The sequence below is a fragment of the Stenotrophomonas sp. Steno-C17 genome (assembly GCF_056393165.1).
Genome location: NZ_JBWJPD010000024.1, coordinates 26,370 through 44,409 on the forward strand (window position 1 = coordinate 26,370; position 18,040 = coordinate 44,409).

19 protein-coding genes and 1 pseudogene are annotated in these 18,040 nt (G+C 66.3%); 7 read left to right on the forward strand and 13 right to left on the reverse strand.

The window, feature by feature from the left end; genetic code table 11:
* The first annotated feature begins 81 nt into the window (after positions 1 to 81).
* Positions 82 to 864, forward strand: a complete 783-nt coding sequence (locus AC06FA_RS17840) for a 3-hydroxybutyrate dehydrogenase (RefSeq protein WP_478069450.1) — start codon at positions 82 to 84, stop codon at positions 862 to 864.
* A 76-nt stretch (positions 865 to 940) separates the two neighbouring features.
* On the forward strand, positions 941 to 1,360 hold the full coding sequence (locus AC06FA_RS17845; RefSeq protein ID WP_478069451.1) for a hypothetical protein: 420 nt from the start codon (positions 941 to 943) through the stop codon (positions 1,358 to 1,360).
* A gap of 43 nt (positions 1,361 to 1,403) precedes the next feature.
* On the opposite strand, the gene AC06FA_RS17850 is transcribed toward AC06FA_RS17845, so the two are convergent.
* The 6 genes from AC06FA_RS17850 to AC06FA_RS17875 form a co-directional block, all read right to left on the reverse strand.
* Complete coding sequence (locus AC06FA_RS17850; protein WP_478069452.1) at positions 1,404 to 2,093, reverse strand: hypothetical protein; 690 nt, start codon at positions 2,091 to 2,093, stop codon at positions 1,404 to 1,406.
* Positions 2,090 to 2,452 carry a hypothetical protein gene (locus AC06FA_RS17855; RefSeq protein ID WP_478069453.1) on the reverse strand — a complete coding sequence of 121 codons (363 nt, stop codon included), beginning with the start codon at positions 2,450 to 2,452 and terminating at the stop codon, positions 2,090 to 2,092. The genes AC06FA_RS17850 and AC06FA_RS17855 overlap by 4 nt, the downstream gene beginning before the upstream one ends.
* A gap of 670 nt (positions 2,453 to 3,122) precedes the next feature.
* Complete coding sequence (locus AC06FA_RS17860) at positions 3,123 to 3,569, reverse strand: chemotaxis protein CheW (RefSeq protein WP_478069454.1); 447 nt, start codon at positions 3,567 to 3,569, stop codon at positions 3,123 to 3,125.
* A 129-nt stretch (positions 3,570 to 3,698) separates the two neighbouring features.
* Positions 3,699 to 5,468: a putative bifunctional diguanylate cyclase/phosphodiesterase gene (locus tag AC06FA_RS17865; protein ID WP_478069455.1), complete on the reverse strand. Its 1,770-nt coding sequence runs from the start codon at positions 5,466 to 5,468 to the stop codon at positions 3,699 to 3,701.
* Between the two features lie 123 nt (positions 5,469 to 5,591).
* Positions 5,592 to 7,184, reverse strand: coding sequence for a diguanylate cyclase (locus AC06FA_RS17870; RefSeq protein WP_478069456.1), 1,593 nt, complete (start codon positions 7,182 to 7,184; stop codon positions 5,592 to 5,594).
* Between the two features lie 105 nt (positions 7,185 to 7,289).
* Positions 7,290 to 7,994: a hypothetical protein gene (locus tag AC06FA_RS17875; protein ID WP_478069457.1), complete on the reverse strand. Its 705-nt coding sequence runs from the start codon at positions 7,992 to 7,994 to the stop codon at positions 7,290 to 7,292.
* Between the two features lie 164 nt (positions 7,995 to 8,158).
* Here AC06FA_RS17875 and AC06FA_RS17880 point away from each other — a divergent pair, with 164 nt between their 5' ends.
* Positions 8,159 to 8,821, forward strand: a complete 663-nt coding sequence (locus AC06FA_RS17880) for a hypothetical protein (RefSeq protein WP_478069458.1) — start codon at positions 8,159 to 8,161, stop codon at positions 8,819 to 8,821.
* Between the two features lie 10 nt (positions 8,822 to 8,831).
* Here AC06FA_RS17880 and AC06FA_RS17885 read toward each other — a convergent pair whose 3' ends face one another.
* The 4 genes from AC06FA_RS17885 to AC06FA_RS17900 form a co-directional block, all read right to left on the reverse strand.
* Positions 8,832 to 9,293, reverse strand: coding sequence for an SRPBCC family protein (locus tag AC06FA_RS17885; protein ID WP_478069482.1), 462 nt, complete (start codon positions 9,291 to 9,293; stop codon positions 8,832 to 8,834).
* A gap of 2 nt (positions 9,294 to 9,295) precedes the next feature.
* Positions 9,296 to 9,610, reverse strand: coding sequence for an ArsR/SmtB family transcription factor (locus tag AC06FA_RS17890; protein ID WP_108754783.1), 315 nt, complete (start codon positions 9,608 to 9,610; stop codon positions 9,296 to 9,298).
* A gap of 8 nt (positions 9,611 to 9,618) precedes the next feature.
* The gene (locus AC06FA_RS17895; protein WP_478069459.1) at positions 9,619 to 10,074 is read right to left on the reverse strand and encodes an SRPBCC family protein; all 456 of its coding nucleotides are present in this window, start codon (positions 10,072 to 10,074) and stop codon (positions 9,619 to 9,621) included.
* A gap of 102 nt (positions 10,075 to 10,176) precedes the next feature.
* Positions 10,177 to 11,016, reverse strand: a complete 840-nt coding sequence (locus AC06FA_RS17900) for an oxidoreductase (RefSeq protein ID WP_478069460.1) — start codon at positions 11,014 to 11,016, stop codon at positions 10,177 to 10,179.
* A gap of 100 nt (positions 11,017 to 11,116) precedes the next feature.
* On the opposite strand from AC06FA_RS17900, the gene AC06FA_RS17905 reads away from it, so the two are divergent.
* A complete protein-coding gene (locus tag AC06FA_RS17905; protein WP_478069461.1) occupies positions 11,117 to 12,067 on the forward strand; it encodes an AraC family transcriptional regulator in 951 nt (316 codons plus the stop codon).
* Between the two features lie 21 nt (positions 12,068 to 12,088).
* On the opposite strand, the gene AC06FA_RS17910 is transcribed toward AC06FA_RS17905, so the two are convergent.
* The 3 genes from AC06FA_RS17910 to AC06FA_RS17920 all read right to left on the reverse strand — a co-directional run bounded on the left by AC06FA_RS17910 (position 12,089) and on the right by AC06FA_RS17920 (position 13,826).
* Positions 12,089 to 12,373, reverse strand: a complete 285-nt coding sequence (locus AC06FA_RS17910) for a type II toxin-antitoxin system RelE/ParE family toxin (protein WP_478069462.1) — start codon at positions 12,371 to 12,373, stop codon at positions 12,089 to 12,091.
* Complete coding sequence (locus tag AC06FA_RS17915; RefSeq protein WP_478069463.1) at positions 12,370 to 12,654, reverse strand: CopG family ribbon-helix-helix protein; 285 nt, start codon at positions 12,652 to 12,654, stop codon at positions 12,370 to 12,372. Before AC06FA_RS17915 ends, AC06FA_RS17910 begins: the two co-directional genes overlap by 4 nt.
* A gap of 179 nt (positions 12,655 to 12,833) precedes the next feature.
* Positions 12,834 to 13,826, reverse strand: a complete 993-nt coding sequence (locus tag AC06FA_RS17920) for a helix-turn-helix domain-containing protein (protein WP_478069464.1) — start codon at positions 13,824 to 13,826, stop codon at positions 12,834 to 12,836.
* Between the two features lie 454 nt (positions 13,827 to 14,280).
* Here AC06FA_RS17920 and AC06FA_RS17925 point away from each other — a divergent pair.
* From AC06FA_RS17925 to AC06FA_RS17935, 3 genes and pseudogenes are all read left to right on the forward strand, one after another.
* Positions 14,281 to 16,865, forward strand: a pseudogene (locus AC06FA_RS17925) (TonB-dependent receptor plug domain-containing protein).
* A 64-nt stretch (positions 16,866 to 16,929) separates the two neighbouring features.
* Positions 16,930 to 17,511: an FMN reductase gene (msuE, locus tag AC06FA_RS17930; protein WP_478069465.1), complete on the forward strand. Its 582-nt coding sequence runs from the start codon at positions 16,930 to 16,932 to the stop codon at positions 17,509 to 17,511.
* A 159-nt stretch (positions 17,512 to 17,670) separates the two neighbouring features.
* On the forward strand, positions 17,671 to 18,033 hold the full coding sequence (locus AC06FA_RS17935) for a DUF3088 family protein (RefSeq protein ID WP_478069466.1): 363 nt from the start codon (positions 17,671 to 17,673) through the stop codon (positions 18,031 to 18,033).
* Positions 18,034 to 18,040 lie beyond the last annotated feature (7 nt).

Consider the following 18,040-nt stretch of genomic DNA (forward strand, 5'->3'; position numbering starts at 1 on the left):
ACAGGGAGATTGCTGCATCTGAAAGAGCATCCAGGCAGAGCGTGGATCTACACTGTGCCTCCGTCCCGAGGAATCTCGCCCATGTTCACCGGAAAGGTCGCGGTAGTCACCGGCTCCACCAGCGGTATCGGTCTTGGCATTGCCACCGCGTTGGCACGGCAGGGGGCCGACATCGTGCTGAATGGCTTCGGCGATGCGACGGAGATCGAACGCATCCGCTCCAGCCTGGCGAACGAGTTTGGGGTGCGAGTGGCTCACGATGGCGCCGACCTTTCCCGCGGCGACGCGGTGCGGGAAATGATCGCCCATGCCGTGGCAACGATGGGCCGCATCGACATCCTGGTGAACAACGCCGGCGTCCAGCACACGGCGTCGATCGAGGACTTCCCCATAGCGAAGTGGGACGCGATCCTGGCGCTGAATCTATCCGCGGTGTTCCATGCAACCGCTGCGGCCTTGCCGCACATGAAGCAGCAGGGATCGGGCCGCGTCATCAACATTGCGTCGGTGCACGGGCTGGTGGGATCGGTGAACAAGTCGGCCTATGTTGCGGCCAAGCATGGCGTGGTCGGGTTTACCAAGGTAACGGCGCTGGAGAACGCGGGCACCGGCATCACCGCCAACGCCATTTGCCCAGGCTGGGTGCGCACGGCGCTGGTGGAGCAGCAGATCACGGCGCTGGCGGAGCGGGAAGGGACCGATCAGGAGTGCGCTGCCCGTGAGCTGCTGGCCGAGAAGCAGCCTTCGCTGCAGTTCGTGACGCCAGAGCAGCTGGGGGACATGGTGGTGTTCCTGGCCTCGGACGCTGCGGCTCAGATTACGGGTACGGCACTGCCGATGGATGGGGGCTGGACGGCGCGCTAGCGACCGTCTAACGCTGCAATCTCGTGTACTCCCAGCTGCCCACCACGTTCGCGCCTTGAGGAATGGAGACCCGCAGATGATCGGCTCAAAGATTCCATGCATTCTGGTGCTGGCGCTGGCGGTTTTACCTGGCATTGCAACGGGCGCTGGCGCCCCGGAGCATGCACCCACCTACTCAAACGTCTGCATGCACCCCGAATCCGGCGACCTACTCGGCCTGGAGATTTCGTTCGTTGGCGGTGCGGATGGTGGCTATGCCGTGGTGCAGCGATACGAGGGCGAAGCGACCGCCCCTGAGGTCATGAAGATCAAGCCACGGGGCGATTCTTTGGTGCTGATGCATGCGAACACCGAGTCGATCGCTGTGCAGCGGGAGGGCAGTGGGCTGCGTGTAACCCATCTCGACGGCGCGCAGAGTTCGACAGGGGCATCGACAGAAACGCTCCCGCCTGCCTCAGCCGTGTGGCAGGGAAGGCAGGTCGCGGCGTGCAAGTAACCCTGCCTTTCTGCAGTCTCGGTAGACGTGCCGTCACGCCCAGCTAGAACACCGGCAGCAACCCCAACTCATACATCCGCATTTCCAGCACGTTCGCCGTTCTCACGTGGGTCTTGTCGGCCAGGTTGAACGCCGCATCCACCGACACTACGATCGATCCGTCCGGTGCGGGCAGAATCAACGCGGCCTGTGGCAACTCCGCCGCGCTCACGGCGCCGCGCACATAGGCCATCCACCCCACGCAGTGCCGGCCCGGGTAGCTTGCGCAGGCATCGTGGTAGTTCCGGAATGTTCCCTTCAATCGGTCGTACACGTCGGCGAACGCGTAGCGGGTGCCCAGCTCGCTTTCCAGTACCGCCAGCATGATGCCTGCCACCCAACGGGTGGGGTTGGGCTGCACGTCGGCGGGGCGGTGGACGACGACGGTCATGCTGCCGAAGCACGGGTTGTAGTCGATGTTGATCAGCCCGGGCTGGCGTTTGCCGGTTGCATGGTTCAACAGCGATGCGCCGAACGCGCGCGTACCGTCCAGTTCGGCGCGTACACGCAGGCGGTGCAGCACGGCGGGCACATCGTCCATGCGCAGCGGCACTTGGCCGGGCGCGTTGACGGCGCAGTACCAGGTATTGCTACCGGGAAAGCGCTGCAGCATTTCGACCAGCTGTTGATAGGCGTCTTGATAATCGGTGAGCTGGCGCTTGGCGATCTGGAAACGGATGACGACCCTGATCATCCGCGCGGCCGGATGTCCTGGCAGACCAGTTCGGCCAGGCTGCGGCAGGCCAGGAACAGGCCGTCGACCACGCCTTCGCTCAGGTGCCGGTCGGGTGTGGCGACGGCGCGGCAGCGGTCTGCGGCGTGCAGTACTTCGGCTACGGTGAGCAGGCCGGTGGCGGCGCGGTCGATGCGGGCCAGTGCCATGCGGCGGCCAAGCGGCAGGTGGGTTTCGGGCCAGGGTTGGCCGTCGGCGCCTTCGCCCGAGCGGATGCGGTCGAGGCAGCCGAGCAGAGTGCTGAGGTCGGGCGAGGGGTTTTCGTCGTCGTTGGTGGAATCAGCGGGGGGGCTGAAGGGCAGGGCGTTCGGTGCGGTCATGGCGTCGGCTTCCGTGGCAGAGACACAGCAGCGCCACCCGCGCTGGGCGGGGTGGCGGACGGTACGTGGCTGCAAACCCGGTTGATGTAGTGTCATTGACCCGGTGGACCCGAAGATCCCCACGCACCGCCCGCCATAGACGGCCGACGGATTGCCCGCCGGCACCGGTTAAGGACGGTGCCGACGGGCAAGCGTAAACAACAGACACTTACGTCAAGACGGGTTTGCAGACCCGGCCACCCGTTGTCGGTGGCACGCCATGTTGTTTACGCGTGCACGCTCGCTTCAATCAGAAAAATACGAAACGTGAAGATGCATCGAGAGAGCGGGAACGATTGTCGCATGCACGATCAGTGGCACATGCGACACGAGCGCGCTCGCCCTTTCGACGAGCGGGGTTCGCGCGACATGCGATGGCGCCATCAGCGCGGAAAGCCCGGAGATGCGCGACGTTTTCCGCTTAGGAGTAGTTGTATGAGGCATTCCATGCGAGGTCGCGGTAGACAGAACGCATGACGCGATGTGGCGCGTCCGGCCCGTTTGGCGTGCCGAATGCGTCATGGACCGCTGCGCTCGCCGGGCATGGCCCGGCGCTACCGGAGCGCGTCGCGGGCGGGATAGGGCGTCGCGGGTGGGGTGGGGTAGCGCCGGGCCATGCCCGGCGGCGCGGTCACGTGGCGATCAATAACAGCGGGTCGATCAGCGGAATCTCGCCGCGTTCGGGCATGGCAACGCTCTGCCTGCAGAACACAAACCCCAGTGGATTGACCGGCCGCACTCGCTCGCGCGGCACGCTTTCGATCTCGCCCACTTCGTCCACGGCCAAGGCCAGCACCGCTGCGCTTGCCTGCACCAGCAGCATCGCCGGGCAGGCGTCCCCGAACGCAGACAGCCCGCTGAGCCGGGGCAGGTCGACCACCGTCAGTGCTTCGTCGCGCACGGTGAGGGTGGGGCGCGCTTCGCGGCCTGCGCGGTCGTAGGTTTCAGGACCACGGATTTCGACAGCGGCCTGCACGTCCACGGCAAACCACTGTTCACCTGCACGTACGGCCAGGAATTCGAAAAAGTCGTGCGACAACGGGGCCGGTTGACCGGCCGAAGGGGAATGCGGCTGCAAGGGAAATCCGGTGGAAGGGGCGCTGCTGATGCGCCGTAATAATGCCGCGCCGGAATGTCCGGATGTGTGCGCGCCAGATGAAGGCCGACGCACCCATTCAGCTGCTGCTGGGCATGGGCCCGGCGGCCGTCAAGTCTGGGCGTAGGGCGCGGCTTCCAGTCGCTGGGCCAGCTCGGCCGCGCTGATCGGGCGGGACAGGGCGAAGCCCTGGATCTCATCGCAGCCGTAGGCCTGCAGCAGGGCGACCTGTTCCAGGGTCTCGGCGCCTTCGCCCACGGTGCTGTAACCCAGGCCGTGGGCCAGGCTGATGACCGCCTGCACCTTCAACTGGGCGCGCCTATCGGTGGCCAGGTCGTCGATCATCGACTTGTCCAGCTTGATGGTGTGGATGGGCAGTTCGGTGAGGTAACCGAAGTTGCTGTAGCCACTGCCGAAATCATCGATGGCCACGCGCACGCCGGCCGCGGCCAGCTGCTGCAGTTGCTCGCCGGGCAGCGAATCGGCACGCAGCCATTCGCCTTCGGTGATCTCGATTTCCACATCGGTGCAGGACAGCCCCTTGCACAGCAGCGCGGAAATGAAGGCATCGGCCATGCCCTTGCGGGACACATCGCGCGCGGACAGGTTGATGGACAGGGTGAGGGTGAGGCCGTCGCGCCGCCATTGCGCCAGCTGGCTGAAGGCGTGTTCCAGCACCCAGGCGGTAACGCCATCCATCAGCGTGGTGCGCTCGAACACGGGAATGAACTCGGCCGGGCTGACCGCGCCCAGCTGCGGGTGGTTCCAGCGCAACAGCACTTCGGCCGCGACCGGGGCAAGATCTTCGGCGCGGAAGCGCGGCTGGTAGACCAGGTGGAACTGGTCCTGCTGCAGTGCCCGCTGGCCGTCGGTGGCCAGCCGGTAGCTGCGCTGCAGGCGTTCATCGCGGCTGGGCGAGTACCAGCAGCAGGTGACCTGGCTGGCAAGGGCCGAGCCGAGCGCGATCATCATCTTGCGCAGCACGTCGTCGGCACTGTCATGGCTTAACGTGACCTCGCACAGGCCGGCATGGAACTGCGGTGCCAGCGGTACCGAGGCGGCCATCAACGGGCGGATGAGATCGTCGTGCAGCAGGTGTACCAGGCGTTCGATGGCCTCGCGCGCGGGCAGTTCCACCACGAACGCGAAGCGGGTGGCGCCCACATGGTAGACCTGGGCAACGCCGTCGAGGGCCAGGTTGAGGCGCACGCCCGCGCGGCGGATCAGTGCTTCCAGCGGCACCATGCCCAGCACCTGGCCGGCCTCGTGGGCACGCGGCAGATCCAGAATGTCGATCATCACCGCGAAGCACGGCTGGCCCGGCGTACGCACCGCGCGCGCGGTGTAATCGATGGCGAACTGGTGGCGGTTGGGCAGGCCGCTGACCGGATCGCGCCGGCCGCTGAGGGTACGCAGTTCCAGCTCGTTCATTACGGCCATGCCCAGCGTCTGCAGCTGGCGGCGGTCATCGGCGGAGAATTGCCGGGGCACGCTGTCCATCACGCACAGCGCACCGATGGGCACACCGTTGGCGGCCACCAGCGGCGTACCGGCATAGAAGCGCAGATGCGGCGGCCCGGCCACCAAGGGCAGGCTGGAAAAACGCGGATCCACGCGCAGGTCGTTGATGACCAGGCCGGCGGTGGCGCCGATGGTGTGGGCGCAGATGGAATCGCGGATATGTGATTCGGCCACGTCCAAACCCTGGCGCGAGATCAGGCGCTGGCGGTCTTCTTCAATGAGCGAGACGAAGGCCACCGGCGCGCGGAAGGTGCGCGCCGCCAGGTCGGTGAGGCGATCGAGCGAGGCGCCCGCGGCGTCGTCCAGGACGTCCAGGCTGCCCAGCGTCGACATGCGTTCTTCGGTGCGGGTAGGGGCCATGTGCGTGTTCCGGTTGAACAGGGGCGCCATAGAGCCGAAGCAGTGCCGTGCAGGCGGCACGGCGGTGATGACAGGGTTGCAGGTGTGGGGCGGTGCGGTTGTGCAGAAACGGCAAGCATCGCGTCAAGAGGGGTTTTCGCGCCGCTGGCTGCGACGCCGGTAGAGCACGGCGCGGTTGCGCCCGCCGTGCTTGGCGCGGTACAGCGCCTTGTCGGCCTGGCGGATGACCAGGTCGGCATCGGGCTGGGTTTCGGGGAAATGGCTGACGCCGGCTGAGACGGTCACGTGCCCGACCGTGGGGAAGGCGTGCGTCTCGACCACGCTGCGCAGGCGCTCGGCCACCTGCAGCGCGGTCTCTGCGCTGACCTCGGGCAGCAGGGCGAGGAACTCCTCACCGCCCAGACGGCACAGCACGTCCTGCGGGCGCGCGTTGGCACGCATGCACTGGGCGATGCCGGCCAGCACCTGGTCGCCGGTGTCGTGGCCGTGCTGGTCGTTGACGTCCTTGAAGTGGTCCACGTCCAGGGTGACGACCCCGAATGGCACGCCGGAGGCATTCAGTGCGCTGAGTGCGCGTTCGAGCCCGCGCCGGTTGAGCAGCTGGGTGAGCGGATCGGTGAGGGCGGCCTTGTCCAGCAGCCCGATACGCTCGTTGAGGTTGCGGAAGCTGACCAGCACCGCCTGCTTGAGCTGGGCGGCCTCGTGGTACCAGGAATTGACCGCCTTGACCTGGGTGATGGCGGCGCCGATATCGTGGTCCTGTGCGTGCCGGGCCAGTTCCTGCAACGGCGAGGCGATGCGCCGCGAGCACAGCCAGATCAGCAGCAGGGTCAGCAGCCCCAGCGGCGCGGCATTGCGCAGCACCGTGGCCATCAGGCTGCCCATGGGGGCCACGGCAGCGTCGGTTGGACGCTGGGCGACGATGCCCCAGCCGGCCGCGGGCACCGGCGCGAAGCCGGCCAGCATCGGCACGCCGTGGCGGTTGCGCGAGTGCAAGGCGCCGGCGCGGCCCTGGCCCAGTGCATCCACGGCGGCATTGCGGGTGGCGGGCTGGCCGACGCGGTCGGGTTCGGGGTGGTAGAGCACGGTGCCATCGCGGCTGACCACGTACAGGTACGAACCATCGTCGTAGGGATGGGTGCCGAGCAGGCTGTGCAGCACGTTGGGGTCGCGCAGGTGGATGGAGGCGGTGATGTAACCGGCGTAGTCGCCGTCGGCGTTGAAGACAGGGTGGGACAGGGTGACGACCAGGTTGCCGGTGTGGGCAACGAACGGATCGCTGACCATCGGCACCCGCTGCTGCAGCGCCTGCCGGTTGGCCGCGCTGGTGAGGGCCTTGCCCTGCAGCTCGGGCAGGGCCGGCGAGGTACCCACCACCACGCCCTGGGCATTGACTGAGATGACGCTGTTGAAGGCATCGGTCTGCAGTTTCACCCGTTCCACCTCGTCGTCGTGCGCCGCGGGCTGGGCGGCGTTGCGGCTGAGGCGTTCGGCGCCCACCGCCAGCTGCTGTTGCGCGTTCAGCACGAAGTGCTGGGTGGACTGCGCCAGCGAGTGCGCGTAGACCCGGTTGGCCTCCAGGCTCTTTTCAAGCAGCTGCTGGCGCTGCACCTGGTAGCTGGCCCAGACCGCATTGCCCAGCATCACCAGGGCCGAGAGCGCGGCAAGCGCAAGGATCAGCCGTTGCAGGTTCACCCGCTGGATCGATGCGTTCACCCTGCGCCCCCTGGCGGTTGGTAGGTGCGCAGGGTACTGCTGGGGACGCATGCTGGCTGTGCACGCGGTGTTGATGCTTACTGGACGCGGCTGTGCGGGCGCCGGTCAGCCGTCGCCCGGTTCCATTTCCAGCCGGACACGCGAAACGCATCGGGGCTGGGAATGGCTGTCCGTGCTCAGGATGACAAGCAGACGCAGCCCATCGTTGACGGGTCGATCGAAGTAGACCATCGGCTTGAAGCCCACTGCGTTGGTGGAGATGGCGAACCCTGCTGCGACCAACGGGTCATGCAATGACGTGAACGAAATCTCGCAAGCGTCTGAGGGCCGGACCGTCAGCTCAATGCTGTGGCCAGGATGACGCTCGTAGCGCTTCCACACGGCAAATTCGTAGCGGGCATGACCGATAGGGCCCTGGATGCCCGTGCGCTCACCGAGACTGTCGGGTGCCATGCCGAGTGCTGCCAGCTGCGATACCCGGTGCGGAACCATGTCCTCTCGAGACTGAAAGGTACTGGCCATGCGCGCAATGGTCGCGACCAAGGTGTCGGCCGTCATCGCAGGGCCATGTGGCAGGGGGGCGTAGCCACCGGAAATCCTGGCCGGCACTGCGCCTTGCGCAGCGGCTTCGTCAACGGCTGCGTCGGACAGGGTGGCCGCTTGGTCCTGCAGGGCGCGGACGTTCGCGTTGGGCGCAGGTCCAGTCCGTGTGTCGTGCGGGGCTGCGTCTTCGATTGCCGGGGCATCGGCACATGCCTGGGCAGCCAGAACGAGGCTGATCAGCGCAGCGCTGCGAATAAGCGAATGCACAGCAAGGCTCCCTGTCCAGTGAATGCCGCAGCGTGTTCGGCCAAGCATACGCCGCTGTGGATCTGGATCCATGCCAGCGGCAGTCCGTTGCTACCATCGACCTACGCCCGGCACAGGAGCTCGCCATGACGGATCAGCAGAACAGCACAGGGTTGCATGCATGGATGACCGCGAGGCCAGGGCGACGCCTGCTGGTCGCGGCCGTGCTGTGCCTGGCCGGCATGACCGTGTTCTTCGCCGCCTGGTTCGGCCTGGCCATCCTGTTCGGCGACCGGCAGGACGGTGGCGCGCTGGCACTGAACACGGTGCTGGTGGGGTTCTGCGCCCTGGTGCTGCTGCCGGTGCTGCATCGGGGCATGCAGCGCGGTATCTGGCATTACGTGGGCGAGGTGAAAGCCGGGCGCAGGCCTGGTTCATTTCAACTGGGTGCCAACGTGGCATCCCCGTACACGGATGTGCGTTGGCCGTGGTCGCTACGGCTGCGCCATGTTGCGCTGTACCTGCTGGGCATGGCGCTGATCGCGTTCCTGTTCCTGCCACTGGATAACCAACGCGCCTTCAGGGGCTGGGTCAGCCGCTTCAGTGAAACCCCCGGGTTTGCGGGGCAACTGAACGTGCTGTTGTTTGCGTGGCTGCCGCTGCTGGTGCTGATGGCGGGGTGCATGTTGTTGCTTTACCGGCAGGTGCGGCGGCGCGATGCGGGTCTGCTGGATGAGGCGGGCGAGCGCCTTCTGAACGCCGAGATGAGCTGGCTGTTCGCCTTCGCCGGGGCGCTGGCCGCCACGATGCTGGTGTGCCGGGTGGCGGGATCCGTGGTGGGGGCGTAGCGGCGTAGGGTCACCCCTTCGGCTTGGCAAACACATCCAGGCCGGTGCCGGTTTCCAGCAGCGATTTCAGGCTGGACAGCACGATCGGCCAGCCCTGGCGGATGCCGGTATCCATGCCGCTGCCGGGCACCAGGTCGTCGTGGGTAACGGTCAGCCGCACCATGTCTTCATAGGGCACGATATCGAACGTCACCCGGCTGTAGCTGGCAGGATTATCTGCCTGCGATGCCGCCGCCCAGGTGATGACCAGGCGCGAGGGTGGGGTGCTTTCCACCACCTCACCGACCAGTTCGATCGTGCGTGCATCGTTGGCGCGCACATGCTGCCAGCGCGAACCGGGCTGCCAGTCCGATACGTTTTCGTGACCCCAGTAGGTGCGTGCGACTTCCGGCCGGGTGATGGCATCGAACACCTTCTGCGGTGTGGACGCGATGTATATCACGTGGATGAAGCGGGTGGCCTCGGTGGGCATGGTCATTCTCCTTCCAGTTCGCGTTTCAGGTCATGCAGCAGGGTCAGCCGCTGCTGCTCGAATTTGCGTACCCAGCGTTCGTAGACGTCATGCAGCGGCACCGGGTTGATGAAGTGCAGTTTTTCCCGGCCACGGCGCACGGTGCTGATCAGGTTGGCGTCTTCCAGCAGGCCCAGATGTTGGGTGGCCGACTGCCGGGTCATCTGCAGGTGGTCGCACAATTGGCCCAGGGTCTGGCCGTTCTGCGCACACAGCCTGTCCAACAGGGTGCGGCGCGTGGGGTCGGCCAGGGCTTTGAAAACCTTGTCTGCATCCATGCGGCGGGTCAGTTCCACTCGTCAATCTTGATGTCGCGTGGGCTGGGTTGGCCGGTGCCGGTTTCCAGCAGGGATTTCAGGCTCACCAGGAACATGGCCCACTTGGTGCTGCAGTGCCGGGTGAATTCGGCGCGTTCGCTCCAGCCTTCGTGGGTGAACAGCACGATGCTGTACTCACCTTCCTGGCGCAGGGCGAAACGGATGTGGGTGCCGATCCATTCCGGCGGGCCGGCCAGCACTTCCCACAGCACCAGAGCGTCGGGCTGCAGGTCCAGCAGCTTCATCTGCATAACGCCGCGTTCTTCGCCATGGGCGGTGAAGCGCAGGTGCAGCGTGCCGCCCGGGTGCTGGTCGCCGGTGGTTTCCTCGGTCCACCAGGCGGCAACGCCCTGCGGGGTGGCCAGGGCCTGGTAGACCTGTGCGACGGGTGCCTTGATACCAACGCGGTGCGCGATCTCGACCATCTCAGCGTCCTCCGGTAGGAGGGCGGCCCACGGCGCGGGCCGTCCATGGGGCGGAGAATAGGCAGGCAATTGCCTGCATGTCAACGATGCCTCGTATTCAGTTCAAACCGGGGTATCGGTGGACCGGCTCAACGCTTCCCACTGGTCGATGCGCTGGGCCATGGCCTGCAGCTTGCTGCGCACCAGGTGTAGGGCATCGGTGCCCAGCAGCAGTTGGCTGGGCGGGGTGGGGCTGTCGATCACCTGCAGCATGGCCTGCGCGGCCTTCACCGGATCGCCCAGTTGCTGGCCGCTCTTGGCCTCGCGCGCGTTGCGGATGGGGTCGAACAGTGCGTCGTAGTCTTCGATAGCGCGCGGTGCACGCACCATGGAACGCCCGGCCCAATCGGTGCGGAACGAACCGGGCGCCACCGCGGTGACATGGATGCCGAAGGCGGCCACTTCCTTGCCCAGTACTTCGCTGATGCCTTCCAGTGCGAACTTGCTGCCGCAGTACCACGCGATGCCGGGCATGGTGATGAAACCGCCCATGGAGGTGATGTTGAGGATGTGGCCGCGGCGGCGCGCGCGCATGTGCGGCAGTACGGCCTTGATCAGCGCGGCCGGACCGAACACGTTCACCTCGAACTGGTGGCGCAGTTCGTCCAGCGTGGATTCTTCGAGGATGCCTTCGTGGCCGTAGCCGGCGTTGTTGACCAGCACATCGATCGCACCGATCCCGGTTTCGATGGCCCTGACCAGCGCGTCGATGGCGTGTGCATCGGTGACATCCAGCAGGCGGCCGAACGCACGACCCGGGGCGAGCGTTTCGAAGTCGCTGCACGCGGCGGCGGAGCGCACGGTACCGACGACGCGGTGGCCGGCCAGCAGTGCCTGCTGGGCGAGGGCCCGGCCGAAGCCGCTGCTGACACCGGTGATGAGGAGGAGGCGGGATGCCGTCATGGGGAGGGCTCGTGGGAAGGAGCTTGCACGTTAGTGCTTGAGCCCGGCACCGCCCAGGCCTAAGCTTCGCCCGTTCTTGCCTATTTCTACGAGAGCCTCCATGTCCCGCGAAATGCCGGCCCAGCCGCAGGCACAGGCGCGCATGGTGGAACTGCTGCAGGCGTTGGCCGTGGACGAGGGCTACACGCTGACCGCGCTGCCGGGCGTGCGGCTGCTGCGTTCGGACCGGCCATTGGCGCGCACGCCGGTGCTGTACGACCCGGGCATCGTGATCGTCTGCCAGGGCGTGAAGCGCGGCTACCTGGGCGGGCAGGTCTACCAGTACGACCCGCAGCACTATCTGGCCGTGTCGGTGCCGGTGCCGTTCACCATGGAAACCGAGGCCACCGCCGAATCGCCGCTGCTGGCGATCTACCTGCACCTTGATTTGCAGTTGGCCGCCGACCTGCTGATTGAACTGGGCGAGCGCGCGGGCAGCAGCGAAGCGCCTGCGCAGAGCATGATGGCCAGCCCGATGCAGGGTGCGCTGCAGGCCACCGTGCTGCGCCTGCTGGAAGCCTTGGCCGACCCGTTGGAAGCCGACGTGCTGGGGCCATCGCTGGTGCGCGAGCTGTACTTCCGCGTGCTGACCGGTGCGCAGGGCGCGGCCATGCGCGAAGCGTTGGCAATGCGCGGGCGCTTCGGGCGCATCGGCAAGGTGCTGCGGCATATCCACGCCGCGTATGCCAGCGCGCTGGATGTGGATGCACTGGCCGCCGAAGCCGAGATGAGCGTGGCGACCTTCCACGAGCATTTCCGCAGCATCACCGGCACCTCGCCCATGCAGTACGTGAAGTCCACCCGGCTGCACCAGGCGCGGCTGCTGATGCTGCGGCAGGCGATGACCGCTGAAGCGGCTTCGCTGGCAGTGGGCTATGCCAGTCCCTCGCAGTTCAACCGCGAGTTCAAGCGGCTGTTCGGGCTACCGCCGGCCGCCGAAGTGGCACGCATGCGGCGCAGCTTCGCGCTGCCAGCGCCGGTGGAGGGTGGGGTGTTTGTTTCGTCGCATTGAGGGGCAGGGTTGCCTCCATGCCTAGCTGCCTACAACTTGAGCTCGGGCGGTATGCAGTAGGCGAAGCACTCGGATTCGCGAGCCGACGATGTCGTATACCAAGAGGTACTTGGCGTGCACCACCCACTCGCGTGTTGTTCCTATCCGGCCCTTTCGGCCCAATTCTGGATGTGTACAAAGACGGCGAGTGGCCTGCTCAAACTGCGTGTCCAATGCCAACGCGGCCGCCGGACTATCCGTCTCTATGAAGGCATAGATCGACTCGCGGTCGTCAACTGCTTCGCGCGTCCAGAAGAGTTCTTTCACTTCAACTTTTCAAGCCTGCGCTTGGTTGAAGAGCGACGTGCGGCAAACTTGGCTTCCACTTCGGCCGCGGAGACAAGGTGTCCAGCGTTGGCCGCGTCCAGACCGACTTGGATCTGCTGTCGAATACGCAGGTCCTCATCGTGGGCGTCCTGTTCCTGCACGAACGCTCGCATGAAGTCCCGGAGAAGCTGAGCGCTGGTTCGGTCGCGGGCCTTGGCCGCATTGCCGAACGCCTCCTTCAACGCTTCGTCGACGCGGAAAGTGAAAGTCGCTTCGTTCACGTTGTTCTCTCGATGTGTTACACGGTATGTACACCGTAGCACGACGCACCCTCTTGGTCTGTGAACTCCATGGCAGAGACCCGGCGGCCCTTGCTGGACCGGCTGTTCATGTAAGCGGCGAGGCTACGCTGCCTGTGGCTACATCGCCAGGCTATACACGTCACTGGCTTTCACTCCGATCAGCACCCCACCAATCGATCTGCACTGACCGCCCCACGATGCTGGCTGCGGTATTCCGTTGGGCTGGCATCCACCAGCCCGCGGAAGTGCCGGCGGAACGATTCCTGCGACCCGAACCCGGCCTGTTCGGCCACCCATTGCAGCGGCCGGTCGGTGGTTTCCAGCAGCTCGCGGGCAAACGCCACGCGCTCGCGGATCAGCCAATCGATGGGCGACAGGCCGGTGGCTTCCAGGAACTGCCGCTGCAGGGTGCGCTGGCTCAGTGCGGCCTGTTCGGCCAGGCTGGCCAGCGAGTGCGCATCGCGGATATTGCGGCGCATCCATTCCATCAACTTGGCCAGCCGCGTGGGTTCGCCATTGGGAATGGCCCGGCTGACCCGCTGGCTGCGCTCGGCATCGCGCCACGGTGCCAGCACCAGGCGTTCGGCGACCAGGTTGGCGACGCGCGCGCCGTAATCCTTGCGCACCATGTGCAGCATCATGTCCATGCCGGTGGCCGAACCGGCCGAGGTGATGATGTCGCCGGTATCGACGTAAAGCACATCGTCGCGCACGTGCACGCGCGGGAATTCGCGGGCGAGCGTGTCGGTCAGCCGCCAGTGCGTGGTGGCCTGGCGGCCATCGAGCAGGCCGGCCCAGGCCAGCACGAACGCGCCGGAGCAGATGCTGGTGATGCGTGCGCCGCGTGCGTGGGCGCGGATGAGCGCATCGAGCAGCGCCTGGGGTGGGCGCTCGCTGGGTTCGCGCCAACCGGGAATGACGATGATGTCGGCGTCTTCCGCCGCGTCGAGCGTGTAGGGCAGGTGCACCTGCGCGTTGCCGAGCATGCGCAGTGCGCCGGGTTCGCCGGCACAGACCTGGGTGCGGTACCAGGCCACGCCCAGTTCCGGGCGGATGGGCGCGAACAGGCCGACGGCGCAACCGAATTCGAACAGCCCCTGGCCGTGGCAGGCCACGATGGCAACAGTAGGGGCGGCAAGTTCGCTGGGCATGGGGTGATGCTAGCGAGGCGCGGGGGGGCGCGCAGGGGTGTGCCGGCATGTGGTGATGCCCGTTGGGCATGTGCGCGGCCGCGGCTGGGGAAACCGGCGGGGTGGGGACCATCGACGGGCTGGGAACAACCGAAGGGCTGGGAACAACCGAAGGGCTGGAACAACCGACGGGGTAGAGTCGACTGTTAGTCGACTGCTGTTGGCGACAACGACTGGAAGCCCGCGCTGCGCGCGATAGTCGACTAACAGTCGACTCTACCCCGCCGTGGCCCCGTCCCCGGCGTGGCCTGCCGTCCCCTGGGCGCGACCTCCGTTTCCGTTGCCGACTAACCTGATTACCAGCGGTCATGTGGCTGGCGCGATATGACGGTTGGGTGACGCGATTTCGCCTGTTGCGTGGCGGGCCGGGGCTCTTGAATGGAGGTGTGTCTCCGGCCCACCCCCAAGAGCCCCCATGCCTGCCGCCCACACGCCTGTCCTGACTACCCTTGCGGTTCTGATCGCGGCCACGCTGGCCGCTGCACCTGCCCACGCCGCCGATGCCGATGCCGATGCACCGGCCAGCGCGGCCAGCGCCACCTCGGCCAACCTGGCCGCGTCCACGCTGGATGCAGTGGTGGTGACCGGTTCGCGCACCAGTACGCGCACGGTGAAGAACAGTTCCACGCCCATCGATGTGATCTCGGCCGAAGATCTGGCCTCCACCGGCCAGGCCAATCTGTTGGAAGCACTGCAGCGCAGCCTGCCGTCGCTCAGCCAGATTGGTGGCTACCAGAGCGACCAGGAAAGCCTGATTCGCGGCTACCAGCTGCGCAATCTGTCGCCGGGCTACACGCTGGTGCTGGTGAACGGCAAACGCCGCAATGCCAGCGCGTACGTGAGCGGTGCCAACGGCGGAGGTTACCCCGGCCACGCCTGGGCCGATCTGGCGCTCATTCCCGTTTCGGCCATCGACCATGTGGAGGTGCTGCGCGATGGCGCGTCGGCGATCTACGGTTCGGACGCCATTACCGGTGTGATCAACGTGATCCTGAAATCGCAGGCCCATGGCGGCGATTTTTCAGTGGAAAGCGGGCAGAGTTTCGACGGTGATGGCACCCGCACCAGCGTGCGCGCCAATGTGGGCCTGCCCTGGGGCCAGGATGGCTTCATCAATCTGTCTGGCGAAACCACGCGCCAGCACCATGCCATCCGCACCCGGCGCTATATCGATGGCTACCTGAGCTACCCGGCAGTGGATGCCAACGGCAACCTGGTGGCACTGCGCCCGAACAACCGCCTGCCCGCCGGTGCTTCACCGAATCCGGCCGAGGCCACGCGCGATGCCGAGGCCAACACCATCCTCAGCTCGCCGTCCTACGCGCTGAATGCCTTTGCGCTGAACGTGGGCCATGGTCTGGGCGAAAGCGCGCAGTTCTATGCCAATGCCACGGCCAGCGACCGCACGGCGCAGGCGATCCAGAACTTCCGTCTGCCGGCCACGATCTTCACGACGTACAAGGCGCCGGGCGTGCTGAGCGTGTTTCCTGATGGCTTCCTGCCGGTGCTGGAAACCAAGGAGAAGCAGTACACCGGCACGGCCGGGGTAAAAGGCCAGCTGGCGGGTTGGGACTACGACGCCAGCCTGACCGGCAACCGCAACACGGTGCGCACCTATACGCGCAATTCGGTGAACTACTCGCTGCCATACCCCGGCTCGCCCACTGATTTCTATGACGGCAAGCTGGACTACCAGCAGGGCATTGCCAACCTGGACCTGCGCCGTGGCTTCGAGGTGGCGGCCTTCGCGTCGCCGCTGGAAGTGAGTGCCGGTGCCGAGTACCAGCATGAGCAGTACGAACGTGGCGCCGGGCAGTGGGAGTCCTATACCGGCTTCGGTGCGGCGGCGTTCGTGGGCTATTCCACCGCCGATGCGGTGAAGGCCACGCGCAACAGCAAGGCGGTGTATGCCGGTGCGGCGACCAACATCACCTCGCGCTGGTACCTGGATGCGGCGGCGCGTTGGGAAGACCACTCTGATTTCGGCACGGTCTCCACCGGGCGCTTGACCACGCGCTTTGATTTCACCGATGCGCTGGGCGTGCGTGCCACGGTCAGCAATGGCTTCCATGCGCCCAGCCTGGGGGCGCAGTTCTACCAGGCCACCGGTAGCTGCCCGTGCGGCACCACGCTGGTGGCGCAGGTGGGCTCGCCGGCCGCTGTTGCCCTGGGCGCGACGCCGCTGAAGCCGGAGAAGGCCACCAATTACAGCCTGGGCGTGACCTGGGACCCGAGCCCAGGCTTCCATCTGGCGGTGGATGCCTACCAGATCGATATCCGCGGGCAGCTGGGGCAGTCCAGCCAGATTGGCTACAACGCGCAGGACCCGGCGCGCATCACCGACAACAGTGGCACCGTGCTGACCGCCGCGCAGAAGAACACCATCGACGCGCTGCTGGGCACGGCCGGCATCAGCATTCTGCCCGGCGATGCGTTCTACGCCAGCTACTTCACCAATGTGGGCGACACCCGCACGCGTGGCGTGGAGCTGACCCTGGAAGCAAACCAGGACACGGCGTGGGGCAAGCTGCGCTGGACCTATGCGGCCAACGTAGGCCGCACCACCATCCAGAAGGTGAGTGCGATTCCGGCGGCGCTGCAGGGCCTGCCCAACATCAACCTGCTTACCGTTCCAGCGAGTACGCGCTGCGCTACCGCACCCCGCAGTACACCCAGGTGGCGGGGCTGGGCTGGCAGAACGGGCGCTGGCGCTCGAACCTGGACTTCACCTATTACGGGCCGATCAAGCGCCTGAACAACGGCGTTGCGTATACGCAACCGCCGGTGCTGGTGACCAACATTTCCGGTGCGGTTGAGCTGGGCGCGGGCTGGAGTGCTGCGTTGGGGGTGAACAACGTGTTCGACAAGCGCACCCGCAAGGTGCCCGAGTACGCGCGCAGTGCCACCGATGTGGCCAGCATCGAAACCACCTGGGATACCGGGGATGTGCTGAGCACGGTGGGCGCGGTGTGGTACGGGCGGGTGGGCTATCGGTTCTGAGGTGATGGGCAAAGGCAGTCGAGCATGGCTCGACTCTACAAGAGCGGGTAAAGCGGGGGTTTCTATGTCTTCTGTGGTGAAGGTGGTGGCATTGGTGGGATCGCCGACGGGGTCGGCGACATCGCGCACGTCGCTGCTGGTGCGGCATCTGCTGGATGCGCTGCAGCAGCGGGTGCAGGCGCGCGTGGAATGGGTGGAGCTGGCACCGATTGCGCGTTCTCTGGGCCAGGCGCTGTCGCGCGATGAGGCCGAGCCTGCGGTGGAGCAGGCGCTGCAGACCATCGAAGCGGCTGACTTGCTGGTGGTGGCGGCGCCGGTCTATCGCGGTTCGTACCCGGGGCTGTTCAAGCACCTGGTGGATTTCATCGGCCTGGAAGCGCTGGTGGATACGCCGGTGCTGCTGGCCGCCACTGGCGGCAGTGAGCGCCACGCGTTGGTGATCGATCACCAGCTGCGGCCGTTGTTCAGTTTCCTGCAGGCGCACACGCTGCCGATCGGGGTGTATGCCACACCGGCCGATTTCGATGGCGAGCTGATCAACAGCGCGGCGCTGCAGGCGCGCATTGCCCTGGCCGCGGAGCGGGCCGGCGGGCACCTGGCGGCGCAGGGCGTGGCAGTGCCGGTGGCGTTGCGCCGCATCGCGTGAGGCGGCCATGACGCGCAGCACTGTGCTTATGGCCAACACGCATCTGCATGGCCGGATCCGACCGCCGATTGTCGCGCACTGGCGCAGTGGCGGCGTTCGGCCTCTCTAGCATCGAAGGTGACGCGGCAGGATCACGCCGCACCTGATGAGGACTTCACTGTGGCGGTAGACGCATCCCCCAAGCCCATCCTGTTCCTGCTGGATCGCCAGTTCGAGGATGGCCAGTTGCCCGGCCAGCGTTTCTTCTGCCGGCACAGCCTGCTGCTGGAAGGCGCGCTGTCCAGCATTGACGGTCTGGATGACCAGCTGGACGTGCGCCGGATTGGTTTCGCCCGGCCGCGCCATGAAGTGATTGCCGAGATTGGCGAGCAGGACCAGTCGCTGCCCAAGCTGGTGCTGCCGCAGGGCGTGCACAGCGAACACGCCAGTGGCGCGCACCAGGACCGCCAGGTGGTGTCGGGCGCCGAGCCGATTCTGGCGGCGCTGAATGACCTGTTGGGCATTCCCGTGGCCCACCCCTGAGCGAGGA